The 17,404-nt window shown below is 66.5% G+C and carries 12 protein-coding genes; all 12 read left to right on the top strand.

What is annotated here, in order from left to right; translation table 11 throughout:
• Nucleotides 1–33: 33 nt before the first annotated feature.
• The 12 genes from KDB67_RS04435 to fadD32 all read left to right on the top strand — a co-directional run bounded on the left by KDB67_RS04435 (nucleotide 34) and on the right by fadD32 (nucleotide 17,316).
• Nucleotides 34–1,566: a SpoIID/LytB domain-containing protein gene (locus KDB67_RS04435; RefSeq protein ID WP_291012873.1), complete on the top strand. Its 1,533-nt coding sequence runs from the start codon at nucleotides 34–36 to the stop codon at nucleotides 1,564–1,566.
• Nucleotides 1,567–1,629: 63 nt separating this feature from the next.
• Entirely contained in the window at nucleotides 1,630–2,826 is a 1,197-nt protein-coding gene (gene glf / locus KDB67_RS04430; protein WP_291012871.1) for a UDP-galactopyranose mutase, read from the top strand.
• Between the two features lie 334 nt (nucleotides 2,827–3,160).
• Nucleotides 3,161–5,053: a glycosyltransferase gene (locus KDB67_RS04425; protein ID WP_291012868.1), complete on the top strand. Its 1,893-nt coding sequence runs from the start codon at nucleotides 3,161–3,163 to the stop codon at nucleotides 5,051–5,053.
• Nucleotides 5,034–5,615, top strand: coding sequence for a phosphatase PAP2 family protein (locus KDB67_RS04420; RefSeq protein ID WP_291012866.1), 582 nt, complete (start codon nucleotides 5,034–5,036; stop codon nucleotides 5,613–5,615). Before KDB67_RS04425 ends, KDB67_RS04420 begins: the two co-directional genes overlap by 20 nt.
• Before the next feature lie 81 nt (nucleotides 5,616–5,696).
• A complete protein-coding gene (locus KDB67_RS04415; protein WP_291012864.1) occupies nucleotides 5,697–6,632 on the top strand; it encodes a decaprenyl-phosphate phosphoribosyltransferase in 936 nt (311 codons plus the stop codon).
• Complete coding sequence (gene zomB / locus KDB67_RS04410; RefSeq protein WP_291012862.1) at nucleotides 6,622–8,700, top strand: flagellar motor control protein ZomB; 2,079 nt, start codon at nucleotides 6,622–6,624, stop codon at nucleotides 8,698–8,700. The genes KDB67_RS04415 and zomB overlap by 11 nt, the downstream gene beginning before the upstream one ends.
• Nucleotides 8,701–9,094: 394 nt before the next feature.
• Nucleotides 9,095–10,135 carry an alpha/beta hydrolase family protein gene (locus KDB67_RS04405; RefSeq protein ID WP_291012860.1) on the top strand — a complete coding sequence of 347 codons (1,041 nt, stop codon included), beginning with the start codon at nucleotides 9,095–9,097 and terminating at the stop codon, nucleotides 10,133–10,135.
• A gap of 224 nt (nucleotides 10,136–10,359) precedes the next feature.
• Nucleotides 10,360–11,904: an alpha/beta hydrolase-fold protein gene (locus KDB67_RS04400; RefSeq protein WP_291012857.1), complete on the top strand. Its 1,545-nt coding sequence runs from the start codon at nucleotides 10,360–10,362 to the stop codon at nucleotides 11,902–11,904.
• A 267-nt stretch (nucleotides 11,905–12,171) separates the two neighbouring features.
• The gene (locus KDB67_RS04395) at nucleotides 12,172–12,885 is read left to right on the top strand and encodes a DUF732 domain-containing protein (RefSeq protein ID WP_291012855.1); all 714 of its coding nucleotides are present in this window, start codon (nucleotides 12,172–12,174) and stop codon (nucleotides 12,883–12,885) included.
• Between the two features lie 10 nt (nucleotides 12,886–12,895).
• Nucleotides 12,896–13,882 carry a cutinase family protein gene (locus tag KDB67_RS04390; RefSeq protein WP_291012853.1) on the top strand — a complete coding sequence of 329 codons (987 nt, stop codon included), beginning with the start codon at nucleotides 12,896–12,898 and terminating at the stop codon, nucleotides 13,880–13,882.
• 217 nt (nucleotides 13,883–14,099) lie between these two features.
• Nucleotides 14,100–15,095: an LLM class F420-dependent oxidoreductase gene (locus KDB67_RS04385; protein WP_291012851.1), complete on the top strand. Its 996-nt coding sequence runs from the start codon at nucleotides 14,100–14,102 to the stop codon at nucleotides 15,093–15,095.
• 319 nt (nucleotides 15,096–15,414) lie between these two features.
• Nucleotides 15,415–17,316 carry a long-chain-fatty-acid--AMP ligase FadD32 gene (gene fadD32 / locus KDB67_RS04380; protein ID WP_291012849.1) on the top strand — a complete coding sequence of 634 codons (1,902 nt, stop codon included), beginning with the start codon at nucleotides 15,415–15,417 and terminating at the stop codon, nucleotides 17,314–17,316.
• The last annotated feature ends 88 nt before the right edge of the window (nucleotides 17,317–17,404 follow it).

Raw genomic sequence — 17,404 nt, 5'->3', positions numbered from 1 at the left:
ATGCGGGGGTAACCCGAGGGGAGTCCGGCGGTCATGCCACGTCTGAGAATGTTCACGACCGGCACCCGGCCACGGGATGCACGCAAGCGCAGGCTGTCGTTGACGGCGCTGGGCCTGGCGCCCGTGATCGTCGCCGGCGGTCTCGTGCTCGGGACCGGATTCGACTCGGCCGACGACGTCGAACTCGCCGCCAACGGCCCGGTGACCTTGATCGGTCACGGTCACGGTCATGGCCGTGGTCTGGGGCAATGGGGTGCGTACGGCTATGCGAAGAAGGGCTGGTCTGCAAGCAGGATCCTGCGCCATTTTTACGGCGGCACCACCGCGGGGAAGGCGGACAGGTCCGAGATCGACGTCATTCTGACGAATCGGGGCTCGGTTTCTGTGCGTGCGGTCGCCGGAATGCGGGTCGGCGGGCAGACCGTCGCCCCCGGACAGGCGGTGAGCCTGGCCGGGGGCACAGCGAACATCACCAGCGGCTGCGGTGGGCCGATCGTACGATCCGTGCGGGCCACCTTCGTCGAACCGCTGCATGCCGGACCGAGCAGGCCGGCCGGGGAGATCCTCACCTTCTGCGGCTCGGGCGCCAAGTATCGCGGCGCGCTGGGCTTCGCGGGCGGGCGCGTGGTCAACCGTGTGCACATCGACGACTACGTCAAGGGTGTCCTGCCGAAGGAGATATCCCCCGGCTGGGCCGACGGCGGTGGCGCCGAGGCCATCAAGGCGCAGGCCGTGGCCGCACGCACCTACGCGCTCGCCGCGCTCGCCGACGGCAAGAGAATCGACGACACCCAGAACTCGCAGGTCTACGGCGGTGCGTCCGTCGAGGATCGGCGTACCAACGCCGCGGCCGACGCGACCGCCGGGCAGGTCCGGCTCGCTGCGGGCAAGCCGGCGTTCACCGAGTTCTCGGCGTCGACGGGCGGCTACACCGCAGGCGGGCAGTTCCCCGCGGTCGAGGACAAGGGCGACGTCATCTCGCCGTCGCACAACTGGACCGTGACGCTGAGTCCCAACACCATCGGCGGCGCCTTCGGCGTGGGTGCCCTGCGCTCCTTCGAGGTGATCGAGGCCAACGGACTGGGACCGAACTGGGGCCGCGCCGTGAAGGTGCGGGTGGTCGGCTCGGCCGGCAGCGTCGTCGTGACCGGCGAGGATGCCCGCACCACGCTGGGCCTGCGGTCGTCGTTCTTCGCGATCAAGGGGCAGACGAGCAAGCCGAGGATTGTCGCACCGCCGCGCGGCGGCGGATCGGATCTCGGCATCCTCGAAACCATCTTCGACGAGCTTCTGCCTGGTGCGGCGCAGCTGCTCGAGGTGGGCACGCAGCTGATCAACGGCAGATTCGACGACCTCGGCGGCCTCACCGGGGTACTCGGACGGGCGATCGGCATCCCCAACCTCACCCCCGACGGTCAGGGCGTCATCGCGTTGTTCCAGCGCGGCATGATGTTCTTCTCCGCCGACACCGGAGTCCACGCGCTGGCCGGGCGTGCTCTCGCCGACTATCTGAGCAAGGGCGGGGTACCGGTCGTCGGCTTCCCCCGATACGATGCCCTGCGCTGATCCCGGCAGCGCATGGGGCGCGTTCTGCTTATCCTCAGGTTCGGTCCGATAGGCTGAGCACTCGTGGCATCGAGTAATGAGTACGACCTGTTCGTGGTGGGATCAGGGTTTTTCGGACTGACGATCGCGGAACGGGCGGCAACCCAGCTCGGCAAACGGGTCCTCGTCGTCGAACGGCGGCACCACATCGGGGGCAATGCCTACTCGGAGGCCGAGCCGGAGACCGGCATCGAGATCCACAAGTACGGTGCGCACCTGTTCCATACCTCCAACAAGCGGGTGTGGGATTACGTGCGGCAGTTCACCGACTTCACCGGCTACCAGCACCGGGTGTTCGGGCTGTACCGGGGGCAGGCCTATCCGCTGCCGGTGGGCCTGGGCCTGATCAGCCAGTTCTTCGACAAGTACTACAGCCCCGACGAGGCACGCGCACTGATCGCCGAGCAGGCCGGCGAGATCGACACCGCCGACGCCCAGAACTTCGAGGAGAAGGCGATCAGCCTGATCGGCCGGCCGCTGTACGAGGCGTTTTTCAAGCACTACACCGCCAAGCAGTGGCAGACCGACCCCACCGAGCTGCCCGCCGGCAACATCACCCGGCTGCCGGTGCGCTACAACTTCGACAACCGCTACTTCAACGACACCTACGAGGGGCTGCCCGTCGACGGGTACACCGCGTGGCTGGAGAAGATGGCCGCCGACGAGAAGATCGAAGTGCGGCTGGACACGGACTGGTTCGACGTCCGCGACGACCTGCGGGCCGCGAGCCCGGACGCGCCGGTCGTCTACACCGGGCCGCTGGATCGCTACTTCGACTACTCCGCGGGCCGGCTCGGCTGGCGCACACTCGATTTCGAGACCGAGGTGCTCGATACCGGTGACTTCCAGGGCACGCCGGTGATGAACTACAACGACGCCGACGTCCCGTACACCCGCATCCACGAGTTCCGGCACTTCCATCCCGAACGCGATACCTACCCGGCCGACAAGACAGTCATCATGCGTGAATACAGCCGCGCCGCAGGCGAATCCGACGAACCGTACTACCCGATCAACACCCCGGACGATCGCACGATGCTGTCGGCCTACCGCGACCTGGCCAAGGGCGAAACCGTCTCGGCGAGAGTTCTTTTCGGTGGTCGCCTGGGCACCTACCAGTATCTGGACATGCACATGGCCATCGCCAGTGCGCTCACCATGTTCGACAACACCCTCGCGCCGCACCTGCGTGACGGCGCGGCGCTGGTGGGGGGCGCATGAGTGAGGTGACAGGTTTGGGAGCCGCGACTCACCGGACCCTTCGAGACGCCTCGCCTAGCGGCTCGGCTCCTCAGGGATCAAGAAGGTGGCCGTCAACTGTCGGTGTTGCGGTTCTTCGGGGGTCAAGAAGGTGGCCGTCGACTGTCGGTGTTGCGGTTCTTCGGGGGTCAAGAAAGTTGGGGACACATCTTGATCCCTGTTTGCAAGGCGCGGGAAGGTCGGGGACACATTTTGATCCCCGAGGCCGATGCGAGGAACGAGCGAGGGTCACGAGGGGTCCGGTGACCCTGCCGCATGACGTAACCAGCCCGAGGAAGAAGGAGTTTGCGAACCGATGAGCAAGGCGAAATCCCTTCTGCAGCGGGTCATCTTCCCACGTCCCGGCGAACCCGTCGACGTGCGGTCGCTGTATCTGGTGGAGGACGAGCGGAACTCGCGAAGGGCGCACTCACCGAGCCGTACTTCCGTTGTGCTGGGCCCGGATTCGCAGGTCAGCTTCGAGGCGTACTTCAACGCCTTCGCCGCCGCCTACTGGCGACGGTGGTCGATCCTGGAGTCGGTGGTGCTGCGCGTGGAGGTGATCGGCACCTGCCGGATCGACCTGTACCGCTCCAAGTTCGACGGTGCGCGCATCGGTATCGGCGGCGAACTGATTCCTGTCGACGAATCCGGCCGCGGCAGCATCGAACTCGAAGTCGACCTCGGCCCGTTCGAGGACGGCGGCTGGATCTGGTTCGACCTCACCACCGACACCGACACCGAAATCGTCTCCGCCGGATGGTATTCGGCGATCGAGGCACCCACCCCCGACGAGGAGACCAAACGGGTCACCGTCGGCATCCCCACGTTCAACCGGCCCACCGACGCCGTCGCCGCACTCGCCGCGCTCACCTCCGACCCGCTCGTCGACGCAGTCGTCGACGCCGTGCTGATGCCCGATCAGGGCACCCGCAAGGTGGTCGACGAACCCGGCTACACCGACGCCGCCGCCGCGCTCGGCGACCGGCTGCACATCTTCGACCAGGGAAACCTCGGCGGCTCAGGCGGATACGCCCGCATCATGTACGAGGCGCTGCGCCTGACCGACAGCCCGTACGTGCTGTACATGGACGACGACATCGCCATCGAACCCGACTCGATCCTGCGGGCCCTGGCGCTGTCGCGATTCGCCAAGTCCCCCATGCTCGTCGGCGGTCAGATGCTCAATCTGCAGGACCGCAGTCACCTGCACTGCATGGGTGAGGCCATCGACCGGCACACCTTCATGTGGACGGCGGCACCGTTCGTCGAATACGACCACGACTTCGCCAAATACCCACTGCGCGACCGTGATAACTCCAAGAATCTGCACCGGCGCATCGATGTTGAGGGCAACGGCTGGTGGATGTGCATGATCCCCCGCGAATGCGCGGAGAAGATCGGCCTGCCGATGCCGCTGTTCATCAAGTGGGACGACTGGGAATTCGCCTTGCGCGCAGCCAAAGCCGGCTATCCGACGGCGACGGTGCCGGGCATTGCGATCTGGCACATGGCGTGGAGCGACAAGGACGACGCCATCGACTGGCAGGCCTACTTCCATCTGCGCAACCGCCTCGTGGTCGCCTCCATCCATCACGACGGTCCGATCGGCGGCATTCTGCAGTCGATGGCCAAGGCGACCGCCAAACATCTGCTGTGCCTGGAGTATTCGACGGTCGCCATCCAGAACGAGGCGATCCGCGACTTCCTCGCCGGCCCCGACCACATCCGCAGCCTGCTGCCCACCGCGCTGCCCAAGGTGGCGGCGATGCGCAAGGAGTTCCCCGACGCCGTCGTGCTGCCGTCGGCGCAGGACCTGCCGCGCACCAGCGGCGAGGCCACCCATCTCGGAGTCAACGAACCGAAGAACCCGATCGCCAAGGTGAAGGCCCTGGCCGGGGCGGTGCGCAACAATCTGCGTCCGGCCGATCCCCGTCACCACGAGGTGCCGCAGGCCAACTACCCGCCCATCGAGGCGCGATGGTTCAGCCTCGGCCGCGTCGACGGCGTGACCGTGACCACAGCCGACGGCCGTGGGGTGGTCTACCGGCAGCGTGATCGTGACAAGATGATCGCGCTGGCCCGCGAGTCGGCGGCGCTGGTGAAAGAGGTCAAGGACCGCTTCCCCGAGATGCGCGAGGCCTACCGCCGCGCGCATGCGGACCTGACGAGCAAGGAGAGCTGGGCGAATGTCTTCGGAATCGACTGACCTGGGAGCCCCGACAGGGGAAGCGGCCGTCCTGGTCGGTATTCAGTCGGCGCTGGCGCACCGGCCGGGTGTCCGGGAGTCCGCCCGCGGACTGTCCCATTTCGGTGAGCACTCCCTCGGCTGGCTCGCGATCGCCGGAGCGGGCGCTGCGCTCGCGCACGTGAAAGGCGATCACGCCGCACGTCGCCGCTGGATCGAGGCCGGTGTCGGCGCGTTCGGTGCGCACGCCGCGTCCGTCGTCATCAAACGGGTGGTGCGCAGGCCCCGACCGAACCATCCCGATATCGAGATCGGTGTGGGCACCCCGTCCAAGCTGAGCTTCCCGTCCTCGCACGCCACGTCGACGACGGCCGCCGCGATCCTGATCGGCCGGGCCGCGGGTCTGCCGCCCGCCGCGCTGCCCGCGGTGCTGGTGCCGCCGATGCTGCTGTCGCGGCTGGTCCTGGGCGTGCACTATCCGACCGATGTGCTGGCCGGGGCCGGAATCGGAGCGGTCAGCGCAGCGGCCGTGGTCGCAGGTGACAGACTGTTCCCGGACCGATCGGGTGCGCCCACCGAGTGACTCGCGCACCGAACGCGGAGAGACAGACCCAGCAGTGAATCGCCCGCACCGTCGCGGGCATGGAGTGAGACGAGCATTTCGATGAGCGAGGAACCGATCGAGCACGGCCCCCAGCTCGGCCCGCCGAAAAACTTGGCGACCGGACTGGTGAAGGCGTTGCGGCCCCGGCAGTGGGTCAAGAACGTCCTGGTCCTCGCCGCACCGATGGCCGCGGGCACCGACGTGCTCACCGACGGCGCCACCATGCTGCGGGTGCTCATCGCATTCGTCGCGTTCTGCCTGATCGCCTCGGCCACCTACCTGATCAACGATGCCCTCGACGTCGAGGCCGACCGTAACCATCCGACCAAGCGGTTCCGGCCGATCGCGGCGGGAGTGGTGCCGCAGAAGCTGGCATTCGTGCTTGCGGCGGTGCTCGCGCTCGCGGCGATCGGTATTTCGTTCCTGGCGAACTGGCAGACAGCGGTCACCATCGCCGTCTACTTCGCCATCCAGCTCGGTTACTGCTTCGGCCTCAAACACCAGGCCGTCATCGACATCTGCATCGTGTCGTCGGGCTTCTTGATCCGGGCCATCGCCGGTGGTGTGGCCGCGCAGCTGCCCGAGGGTCTGTCGCGCTGGTTCCTGCTGGTCATGGCATTCGGATCGCTGTTCATGGCGGCCGGCAAACGCTACGCCGAACTCGTGTACGCCGAGCGAACCGGCGCCAAGATCCGCAAGTCGCTGGAGTACTATACCGCTACCTACCTGCGGTTCGTGTGGACGCTGTCGGCGACGTCGGTGGTGCTCTGCTACGGCCTGTGGGCGCTGGACACCGGCCCCGGCGGTAGCCACGGCGACAACGTCTTCTACTCGATCTCCATAGTCCCGTTCACCGTCGCGATCCTGCGGTACGCGGTCGACGTCGACGGCGGTGCCGCGGGCGAACCCGAAGAGATCGCCCTGGGCGACCGCATCCTGCAGTTCTTGGCGGTTGCCTGGATCATCTGCGTGGGTGTGGCGGTTTATGCGTTCTGAGAGACGAACACGGCGTTCTGAGAAAACAGCCCCACCGGCGGCGAGCCTTGCCGACCTGTTCGGCGACGACGAGGATCGCGACACCGGGGTGACCGCCCGCATCAAGGGGCTGGGCGCACGGCAGTGGGTGAGCGCGGTCAGCTTCGCCGTCGGCGCGATCGGGGTCACCGTCTTCTTCGCGATCGGTGCCTGGCAGCGCAGGTGGATCGCCGACGACGGCCTGATCGTCCTGCGTACCCTGCGCAACCTGTTCGCCGGCAACGGCCCGGTGTTCAACGCGGGCGAGCGGGTCGAGGCCAACACATCCACCGCGTGGACGTATCTGCTGTGGTTCTGGGCGTGGATCACCGACGGCCAACTCGAGTACGTGGCGCTGTGGGTGGCGCTGGTGCTGTCGGTGACGGCCATCCCGCTAGCCATGTACGGCACGGCCCGGCTGTACGCCGACCGCATCGGGCGTGACCGATCGTCGGCGGCTCCCGGCTGGACGCTGCTGCTGCCGCTGGGCGCGATCGTCTACATCGCGGTGCCACCGGCCCGCGACTTCGCGACCAGCGGCCTGGAGAACGGGCTGTGCATCTTCTGGATCGCGGCGCTGTGGTGTCAGTTCGTGGCGTGGGGCAGACGCGGCCGGTCGAGCGAAGCGAGGGGGGATATTCGCAGCGCCTCGGGACGCACCAATAGCCCGGCCACACTGGGGCTCGCGTTCACCGCGGGCCTTGCCCCACTGATCCGCCCCGAACTGGCCGTGCTCGGCGGGCTGGTGCTGCTGGCGATGGTGGCCGCACCTGCGTCGTGGCGGCTACGCGCCGGGATCGTCGTCGTCGCCGGCGTGCTGCCCGTGGGCTACCAGATCTTCCGGATGGGCTATTACGCCCTGCTCGTACCCAACCCGGCAGTCGCCAAGGACGCCAGCGGCTCCAAGTGGGCGCAGGGCTTCGACTACGTCGGCAACCTGTTCTCGCCGTACCTGCTGGTGCTGCCGCTGATCCTGCTGATCGTCGTCGCCGTGGTGCTCGGCGTCGACGGCCGGCTGGTGCGCGGCCCGGTACAAGGTGAGGTCACCGGATTGCGGGAGCGGGCGGCCGGCTGGTCGGCGCGGCTGCAGTCGCCCACGGGGGTGACCGTGACCGTCGTCGTGGCCGGCGCCATCGGTGCCGTGTACTGGATGCGGCAGGGCGGCGACTTCATGCACGGCCGGGTGCTGCTCAACCCGATGTTCACGCTGCTGCTGCCGCTGATGACCGTGCCGGTGACGATCCCGGCGAGTTGGTCGCAGTTGCGCGGCACCGCCGGAGCGCCCGCCGCACGCCGGGCCAGGATCCGCGTCGGCGGGGCCGTGGCGCTCGCGGCGATCTGGGTCGCGACCCTCGTGTGGGGCTGTCTGTACCACTCGACGGTCCTGCCGAACGCCGGCACGAGCATCGGCCGCAGCGGCATCGTCGACGAACGTCGCTTCTACGTCACCAACATGGGCATCCAGAACCCGGTGACAGCGGAGGACTATCTCGACTATCCGCGCATGCGGGCGATGGCCCGGCGGATCGAGGAGTACCGCGGGCAGGGCGGGGTCATCCTGCCGTCGTCCGACTACGACGACTGGTACGTCGCGCCGCTGCCCGACTCGACGCCGGAGGCCAAGCGCAAGCTGACCGTCTACTTCCTCAACCTGGGAATGACGAGCATGAACGCGCCGCTCGACGTGCGCGTCGTCGACCAGATGGGGCTGGCCTATCCGCTCGCCGCGCACACCGAACGACTCATCGACGGCCGCATCGGGCACGACAAGAACCTGCGGTCGGAGTGGGTGGTCGCCGAGGCCAGGGCGGTGTCGAAGAAGCCGGAACTGCCCAGCTACCTCGACGAGGACACCGTCGCCGAGGCCAAGGTGGCGCTGACCTGCCCGGAGACCAAGGAGCGTTACCGCTCCTATGAAGGCACCTGGACGTGGGACCGGTTCGTCGACAACCTGAAGAACGCCTACCGCTTCAACGGCTACCGCATCCAGCGTGAGCCGAAGTACGAGATCCTGCGCTGCGGGCTGACCCCGCCCAGCCCTGGGAACTGAAGAACAGCGGAACTGAAGAACACCGGACTGAAGAACACCGGACTGAAGAACACCGGGAAACTGACAACACCGGCAACTGAGACCACGGCCGGCTGAGAATCTGCGAATGATGCCGCCGAACAGTTGTGTCTTCGTATCTCGAATCGGTAACGTTCGCGGGGACACTGACGACAGTCCCACTGTGAGTCGGCTGAACAGCAGATGTGATCGCTATGAGATAGTGATACAGATCACACCGTTTGTCAGCCTGCCCGGCTTGCAATAGGCTCGCCAACCGATGCATGCACGCAGATGTGCAGCGATCTATGTGGTGAGCGCCGCTGTCGCATAAGCAGGGTGGCGGGGTCATCGGTACACCACCGATGCCCGGTCCCGAAATGAGGAGTAGTAGTCGATGCGCGAAGGTGCAGAAAAGCACACGGGGCGCCGTAAAGGCCGGTCCCGCCTACTTGTGGGCTTGCTGTCGTTGGCCACAGCGGTAGGGCTGGTCGGCGTAACCGCAGGTGAGGCCGGCGCCAGGATCAACGACACCCCTCTGTTCAAGGAATACCGCATCAACAGCTGCGGGATGCCGAACTTCACCAGCGGTCCCTGGAAGAACAAGTCGGCCGGTGAGGCCGACGGCGTGAAGGTCCGCACCTGGAAGAAGCAGGGCAACTACAAGACCGTCATCCTCCTCGACGGCATGCGCGCCGAATACGGCTACAGCGGCTGGGAGATCAACACCAACGTCCAGAAGCTCGTCAACGCCGGCGTCAACGTCGTCCAGCCGGTCGGCGGCCCGGCCAGCTTCTATGCCGACTGGGATGCCCCCTCCAACTTCAACGCCCAGCCGTTCACTTACAAGTGGCGCTGCGTCATCACCAGGAGCCTCATCCGCACGCTCGATGCCAACGGCTTCCGTGTGGGCAACGGCAAGTACGCCATCATGGGCCTGTCCTCCGGTGGTGGTGCCGCACTGACCATCGCCGCCCAGAACCGGCAGAACTTCGACCGCGCCGCCTCGCTGTCCGGCTACAACTGGATGACCGCCCCCGGCATGCGCACCGCGATCCGGCTGTCGATGCTTGACATCTCGCCCTCGCCGTTCAACGTCGACTCCATGTTCGGACCGCCCTGGAGCCCCCGCTGGCGCAGCAATGACGCCGCCTGGAATATCCAAGGCCTGCGCGGCATGAAGGTGTACGTCGGTTCCGGAAACGGCATCGTCGGTCAGCACAGCTTCGACGGTGGCAGCAGCTCCATGAGCCTGTTCAACGACGTGTTCAAGGGAGCGCCGCTCGAGCTGCTCTCGTTCACCCAGACCAAGGCGTTCGAACTGTTCGCCAACCTCAACGGAGTCCCCGTCATGAGCAGTTACGCGATGGGCACCCACTCGTGGGGCTACTGGCAGGACATGGTCTGGGACGCCAAGAACCGCGGCTTCTTCAGGTAGCACCGCCGCGCCTCTCGTCTGAAATCCCCCGATCCGTTCGCGCGGATCGGGGGATTTTTTCGTGTATCGGTGTCACAAGAGCATCACAAATCACATTGATCACATGCGACACAGCGTGGCGGGGGTGCGTTGTCGGCCTGGGCAGTGTATGAAACACCTGAGACATTTGTGGTCAGTGGTGCAAATGTGACTTATGTGTTCGTGCCCGGCGGAGGAGATCAGCGATGTGGCAAACGGCGCGCGGTACCAACGGCAGTAGCGGTGCCTGCGGTGATGACGGCATCGGTAACCGGGCGGCGCGGCGTGGCGCCGGCCGGGCTTCGGGACGTACGAGGGTCGCCGCGGCTTCCGCGGTCGGTGCGGGTGCTATCGCACTGAGTCTCGTGGCCGGGACGGTACCCGCGGACGCGGCGCCGGCAGCACCCGCACCGGCCAAGGTGACCCCGGCCAGGCCCGCACCGAAACCGGCGCCCCAGGCAGTCCGCAAACCGGCCGCCGAGCCGACGAAGGTGCCCGCCCCGGCGGCAACCACCAACGACCGCGTCAAGGTCACCAACATCTACTGGTACAGCAGTCGCCGGGTGGCGATCTGGGTGTACTCGCCCGCGATGAAGACCAATATCCAGGTGCAGCTGCTGCTCGCCCGCGACTGGTATGCCAAGCCGAACGCCAGGTTCCCGCAGCTGACCATGCTCGACGGCCTGCGCGCCCAGGACAACCAGAGCGGCTGGATCCTCAACACCAACGTGATCGACTTCTACAAGGACAAGAACGTCAACGTCGTCCTGCCCGTCGGTGGTGAGTCGAGCTTCTACACCGACTGGCAGCAGCCCGACCGCGGCAAGCACTACATGTGGGAGACCTTCCTGATGAAGGAACTGCCACCGATCCTGGAGAAGGACTGGCGCTCGACCAAGGTGCGCGGCATCATGGGCCTGTCGATGGGTGGTTCGGCGGCGATGATGCTCGCTGCGCGCAACCCCGGCTTCTACAAGTTCGCGGCGTCGTTCTCCGGCATTCTGCAGTTCACCTCGCCCGGCATGGCCCAGGCCATCCAGTTCGCCCAGAATGACGGTGGCGGCTACGACTCGGAAAAGATGTTCGGCAAGCCGAGCGACCCGGCCTGGCAGGAACATGACCCCTACCTGCTCGCTGACAAGCTGCAGGGCACCAGCCTCTACATCTCGTCGGGCAACGGTGTCATCGGTCCGCACGACCAACCGTCCGACATTCCGCTGCTGGCCACCAACTACGCCGGTGTCGGCCTCGAACTGCTCTCCCGCGTCACCAGCCAGCAGTTCGCCATCAAGCTCGCCGAGGAGGGCGTCGCAGCACGTGTGGTGTACCGGCCGTCGGGCACCCACACCTGGCCGTACTGGCAGTTCGAGATGCAGCAGGCCTGGCCGCAGGCGGCGTCGGCGCTGGGCCTGGCCGGTGACAAGGTCAACTGCGCCGTCTACGGCAACTTCAAGAAGGCCGCCGCCAAGCACAAGAAGGTTCTCGGGAACTGCCTGACACCCGACTACGCGGTGCCCGGTGGCCGGGCCCAGGATTTCTTCGGCGGCCGGATCATCTCCGGACCCAAGGGTCCCAAGATCGTGGTCGGCGCGATCGGCGGCGCTTACTCCGGCGCCGGCGGTCCCGGCGGTCCTCTCGGACTGCCCACCAGTGACGAACTTTCCACGCGCGACCGCAAGGGCCGCTACAACACGTTCCAGCGCGGCAGAATCACCTGGGATGCGAAGAACGGGACGAAGATATTCAGATAGGGGATCTTTCAGATAGGGGATCTTTCAGATAGGGGATCTTCAGCTCAGCGATCTTCGGACAGCGACACGCAAGCGCCTCTCCGGCCGGTTCATCAGGGCCCGCCGGAGAGGCGCTTGTCTGGGTGTGAGGCGCCCAAAAGCCTAAATCTTCGCTGAGGAATTGCGGTGTTTCCGCTGGTGGGGCGTTCCGGCGGCAAGAATCGTCGCCACGCGGTTGTAGCCTGGCCTCTGGCGGGGTGCAAACGCGTGACACAAGAGGAAGTGGCGATGACGACGACGAGGACGATCATTCGGTCGGCGATGCTGGCGGCCGGTGCGGCACTGGTGGCCGGAGCCATGACCGCCTGCTCGGATGATTCGACGGCCTCGGCACCGCTCACCAATAACCAGGTCACCACCACGTCGATGAGGTCGGGAGCCACCGCCGGCACGACGGTCGACAAGATCTCCAGCTCCGAGTCCCGCACCGAGGAGCCCGACGACAACGGGACCGGCGCCGAGAGCACGGGCGCCGAATCCACAGCCGCCGGTGCGGACGAGTCGACCGAGGTGACCAACGCGCCGAGCACCCGGCGCAACAGCGTCCGCAACAACGGTGGCCAGGACAACGGGAACGGGGGAGCCCAGAACGGGGGAGCCCAGAACGGCGGAGCCCAGAACGGCGGGAGCCGGAACACCCCTGCCCAGAACGACGCTGCCACCGAGAGCGTTGCCGCACCCCAGAACGTCAAGCTCACCCCGAAGCAGGAGAACTACCTGCGGGCCCTCAAACGCCAGAACGTCACGTTCATGGGTGACACCGACAACAACGTCGCTCTCACCATGGGCGCGTACATCTGCAGCGAGAAGAAGAAGGGCACCGATCCGGTGACCGTCAAGGCGTATGTGACCGCGTCCGTGGGGCCGGGCACCAATTCCGTCACCGAGGCCAGTGCCAAGGCCGACAAGGTGATCCGGGCCGCGCGCACCGAATACTGTTAGCGAGTCGTCGATGGCCCGCTCGAAAGCGGCACCGCCCAAGCGGCGAGTGCCCAAGTTTCTGCTGTTCCTGGGACTTCTCGCGGTGGTGGCGATTGCCCTCGTCGTCGTCCTGGTGGTCATGCTGCTGAAACCCGGAACCGGTTGGATACCCGAGAATCCGCCCAGTTCACCGTCCACCCCGCGACCGACGGCGCAACCGGCCGACTGTCCCGATGTGCTGACGCTCGTGGTCCCCGGCACCTGGGAGTCGTCCGCCGACGACGATCCGCACAACCCGACGGCCAACCCGAGGTCGCTGCTGCTGAAGGTGTCCGCACCGCTGCAGAAGCAGTTCGAGCAATCGCGCACCGACGTGTACACCGTGCCGTACACGGCGCAGTTCCGGAATCCCACCAATCTGGCCGACCGGCAGATGGACTACAACGACTCACGCAAGCAGGGGTATCAGCGGGCCGCTGCCAAGATGGCCAAGCTCAACCGCGAGTGTCCGTTGACCGGCTTCGTGCTGATGGGTTTCTCGCAGGGTGCGGTCATCGTCGGTGACCTGGCCCAGAGCATTGCCGCGGGTCGTGGACCGATCGCCGCCTCCGATCAGGATCTGGTCCTCGGGGTCGGTCTCATCGCCGACGGGCGGCGCGAGTCCGGCAAGCAGCACGACGTCGGCCCGAGCCCGGACGGTGTCGGTGCGGAGGTGTCGCTCAGCGGTTTCGGCAGCCTCGTCCCCGGCATCACCATGACCGGTGGTCGCGGGGGTTTCGGGGAGCTCGGGGACCGGGTGTACTCGATCTGCGCGTCAGGTGACATGATCTGCGACGCACCGACGGTCACCAATCCGATCAAGGCGATCTCGCAGCTCTCGGGCGCGCTCAACAGCCCGGTCCACGCGATGTACGGAACCACCAGGTACTGGTCGGCCGGCGGCATGAGCGCCACCGACTGGCTGTACGGCTGGGCCGCCAAACGCATCGATGAGGCTCCGGTGCCCGAGCACTACTAGTGCTCGTCAACATCTCCCTTACTCGTGAGTAAGATCACGTGTGACAATGGCTGAGATCCACGCGCCGCCGAAACGTCCCCAAACAGGTGACTCCCGGCAGAGCCACGTCGGGCGCGTGCAAAAATAGCCACGTCGTGCAGACCGGGAAGCGGCCACCACCGTGGTCGTTGCCCCCACCTGGCTGCCCACACATGACGGAGACAATAGAGGAGTTCTCTTGAGCGAGGTCACCACGCCTGAGGGCCTGCGCAAGTTCCGCTTCGGCGCGGGCGGCGAGGGCAACAAAGAGGAGGGTGGTGCGCGCAAGTTCGTCCAGCTCGCCCAGACCGCCGAAGAGTACGGCTACGACACCTTCGCGGTGCCCGATCACCTGGGCAACCAGGTCGGACCGCTCGCCGCGCTCGGCGCTTTGTCGCAGGCCACCGACCGGATCCGGCTGGGCACCTCGGTGCTGGCCAACGGGTGGCGTCACCCCGCGCTGCTGGCCAAGGAGGCCAACACCATCGACGTCCTGTCCAAGGGGCGGCTCGAGCTGGGCATCGGTGCGGGCTGGATGAAAGAGGAGTTCGACAAGGCCGGTCTGGAGTTCGAGAAGCCGGGTGTGCGCATCCGCCGGCTCGATGAGGCGCTGACGATCCTCGACGGCCTGATGCGCGGACAGACGGTCGATTTCGAGGGCGAGTTCTACACCATCAACGGTTTGCAGGGCACTCCGCGCCCGCGCCAGGGTCCGCGTCCGCCGATCGCGGTCGGCGGCGGCGGCCCCAGGATGCTGGCGCTGGCCGCCAAGCACGCCAACATCATCTCGGTGGCCACAGGCACCACTGCCGAGGGCAAGCTGCGGCTGTCGGACATGACGATGGAGAAGACGCTCGAACGGGTCGACCGGATCAGGCAGGCCGCCGGTGACCGGTTCAGCGAGATCGAGCTGAACTGGACGATCGCCACCATCGTGATCACCGACGACCGGGAGGCGACGGCCGAGATGGCCCTGCAGGCGATCGATCAGGGCTACCCGCCGAACATCGCCAAGGACGTCGAGCTGACCGTCGAGGACGTGTTGCAGTCGCCGTACCTGGCGTTCGGGACGTTCGAGCAGATCGCCGACCAGATCCGTGAGGTGCGTCGACGCACGACGATGTCGTACGTCGGTGTGTTCCCCACGCAACTCGACGCGTTCGCGCCGGTGCTGGCGTTGCTGAAGGGCGAATGAGCGTTCCCGGATATTGAGCGGACTCAAGTACGATGTCCGACTGTCGCGAGTAACCTCTGTGGCAGCTTTGACGAAATACGACCTGGCCCCGGCAAGAACGCCGGTTCAGGCCGCTGAACTGGCAATTGATGATACGGAGTCCGTTTCCACTGAGATAACGTTTGCGCTACGGTTGCGTCACTACCAGGTCGCAATTGGTGGGGGCACAGGGAAACCGGTGGTGTAGGGAAATGCAGGGTCGTGCCAACGCCGGTGCGGGGACCGGTGGCACGGCATACGGGGTGGAGACAACAGGTCCACCGGGACCACAGGAGAAGTGATGCTGAACACCGAACTCTCGGAGTTCGTCGATGAGGACGGACATCTCCGGCTACAGGAGAATGTGACGCTCGTCGCCTATGTCGAACGCAACGTACGCGAGCAGGCTGACACGCTGGCGTACAGGTTCATCGACTACAGCCGGGAACGTGACGGCGAACCGCAGGACCTGACCTGGGCCCAGTTCGGTAAACGACTGCGTGCCGTGGCCGCCCGCCTGCAGCAGGTCACCGCGCGCGGCGACCGGGTCGCGATCCTCGCCCCGCAGGGGCTCGAGTACGTGATCGGCTTCTTCGCCGCCCTCTACGCAGGCAATGTGGCCGTGCCGCTGTTCTCGCCCGACGAGCCCGGCCACACCGACCGGCTCGAGGCGGTGCTCGCCGACTGTACGCCCGCCGCGATCCTCACCTCCACCAAGGCGGCGGAGGCGGTGCGCGACTACTTCGCCCCCCTGCCTGCCAAGCAGCGCCCCAGGGTGATCGCGGTCGACGCGGTCCCGGATTCGGTCGGCTCGGGCTGGACCCCGCCGGTCGTCGGCCCCGAACACAACCTCGACACCATCGCCTACCTGCAATACACGTCCGGCTCCACCCGCACCCCCGCGGGCGTCGAGATCACCCACCGGGCCGTGGCCACCAACGTGCTGCAGATCTGCGACACCATCGAGATCAACAAGTCCGCACGTGGGGTCACCTGGCTGCCGCTGTTCCACGACATGGGCCTGCTCACGGTCATCCTGCCCGCGCTCGGCGGCAGCTACATCACCATCATGAGCCCGCAGGCGTTCATCCGCCGCCCCGGCCGCTGGATCAAGGAACTCGCCTCCGCCGACGGCGCCGAGACCTACGCCGCCGCGCCCAACTTCGCCTTCGAGCACGCCGCGCTGCGCGGCCTGCCACGTCCTGGTGAAGAGCTGGACCTGTCCAACGTCATCGGCCTGATCAACGGCTCGGAGCCGGTCACCGTCAGTTCGATGAGGAAGTTCAACGACGCGTTCGAGCCGTACGGGCTGTCCAAGACGGCCATCAAGCCGTGCTACGGCATGGCCGAGGCCACTCTCTTCGTGTCGGCCACCAAGCGCGAGAACGAGGCCAAGGTCGTCCACGTCGACCGCGAGGAACTCAACGCGGGACGCTTCGCGTTCGTCGACGCCGACGCACCGGGTGCGGTCACCCAGGTCTCGTGCGGTCAGGTCGCCCGGGATCAGTGGGCCACCATCGTCGACGCCGACACCGCGACCGAACTCCCCGACGCGCAGATCGGCGAGATCTGGCTGCACGGCGCCAACATCGGCGCCGGCTACTGGGGTAAGGACGACGAGACCCGCGAAACCTTCGACAACCGCCTGGTCACCCGGCTCGCCGAGGGCAGCCATGCCGACGGCGTCCCCGACGACGCCAAGTGGATGCGTACCGGTGACTACGGCGTGTGGGTCGACGGCGAGCTGTACATCACCGGCCGTGTCAAGGACCTGGTGATCGTCGACGGCCGCAACCATTACCCGCAGGACCTGGAGTTCACCGCGCAGGAAACCAGTACCGCGCTGCGTCCGGGGTTCGTCTCGGCGTTCGCCGTACCCGTCAACCAGTTGCCGACCGAGGTATTCGAGTTCGCGGCGAGCGGCCTGACCTACGATCCTGACGACGCGTCGGAGCAACTGGTGATCGTCGCCGAACGCGGGCCTGGTAAACGGACCGATCCGCAGGACGTCGCCGACACGGTCCGCGCCGCGGTCGCCTCCCGGCACGGCGTGATGGTCCGCGACGTGCTGCTGGTTCCGGCCGGTTCGATTCCGCGTACCTCCAGCGGCAAGATCGCCCGCCGGGCCTCGCGTGCGGCGTACATCGACGGCACCCTGCGCGGCGGCTACCAGCAGACCGCTTTCCCCGACGCCCTCGAATGACGTTCGGGGCGCAACGCACCCATGCCGATCACGTCATGTCCTTCACCCGCTTCCGGCACTTCGTCGCCCGACGATGTGCCGGTATGTG

This window comes from Gordonia sp. (in: high G+C Gram-positive bacteria) (assembly GCF_020438995.1).
In the GTDB taxonomy this organism is placed as follows: Bacteria; Actinomycetota; Actinomycetes; order Mycobacteriales; family Mycobacteriaceae; genus Gordonia.
This window is presented reverse-complemented; position numbering and strand designations above follow the sequence as displayed.

Bases quoted from the DNA above. Each gene is read 5' to 3' on its own strand.
- KDB67_RS04435 (WP_291012873.1), top strand. From the start codon at position 34: ATGCCACGTCTGAGAATGTTCACGACCGGCACCCGGCCACGGGATGCA.
- KDB67_RS04425 (WP_291012868.1), top strand. From the start codon at position 3,161: ATGAGCAAGGCGAAATCCCTTCTGCAGCGGGTCATCTTCCCACGTCCC.
- KDB67_RS04420 (WP_291012866.1), top strand. From the start codon at position 5,034: ATGTCTTCGGAATCGACTGACCTGGGAGCCCCGACAGGGGAAGCGGCC.
- KDB67_RS04415 (WP_291012864.1), top strand. From the start codon at position 5,697: ATGAGCGAGGAACCGATCGAGCACGGCCCCCAGCTCGGCCCGCCGAAA.
- zomB (WP_291012862.1), top strand. From the start codon at position 6,622: ATGCGTTCTGAGAGACGAACACGGCGTTCTGAGAAAACAGCCCCACCG.
- KDB67_RS04405 (WP_291012860.1), top strand. From the start codon at position 9,095: ATGCGCGAAGGTGCAGAAAAGCACACGGGGCGCCGTAAAGGCCGGTCC.
- KDB67_RS04400 (WP_291012857.1), top strand. From the start codon at position 10,360: ATGTGGCAAACGGCGCGCGGTACCAACGGCAGTAGCGGTGCCTGCGGT.
- KDB67_RS04395 (WP_291012855.1), top strand. From the start codon at position 12,172: ATGACGACGACGAGGACGATCATTCGGTCGGCGATGCTGGCGGCCGGT.
- KDB67_RS04390 (WP_291012853.1), top strand. From the start codon at position 12,896: ATGGCCCGCTCGAAAGCGGCACCGCCCAAGCGGCGAGTGCCCAAGTTT.
- fadD32 (WP_291012849.1), top strand. From the start codon at position 15,415: ATGCTGAACACCGAACTCTCGGAGTTCGTCGATGAGGACGGACATCTC.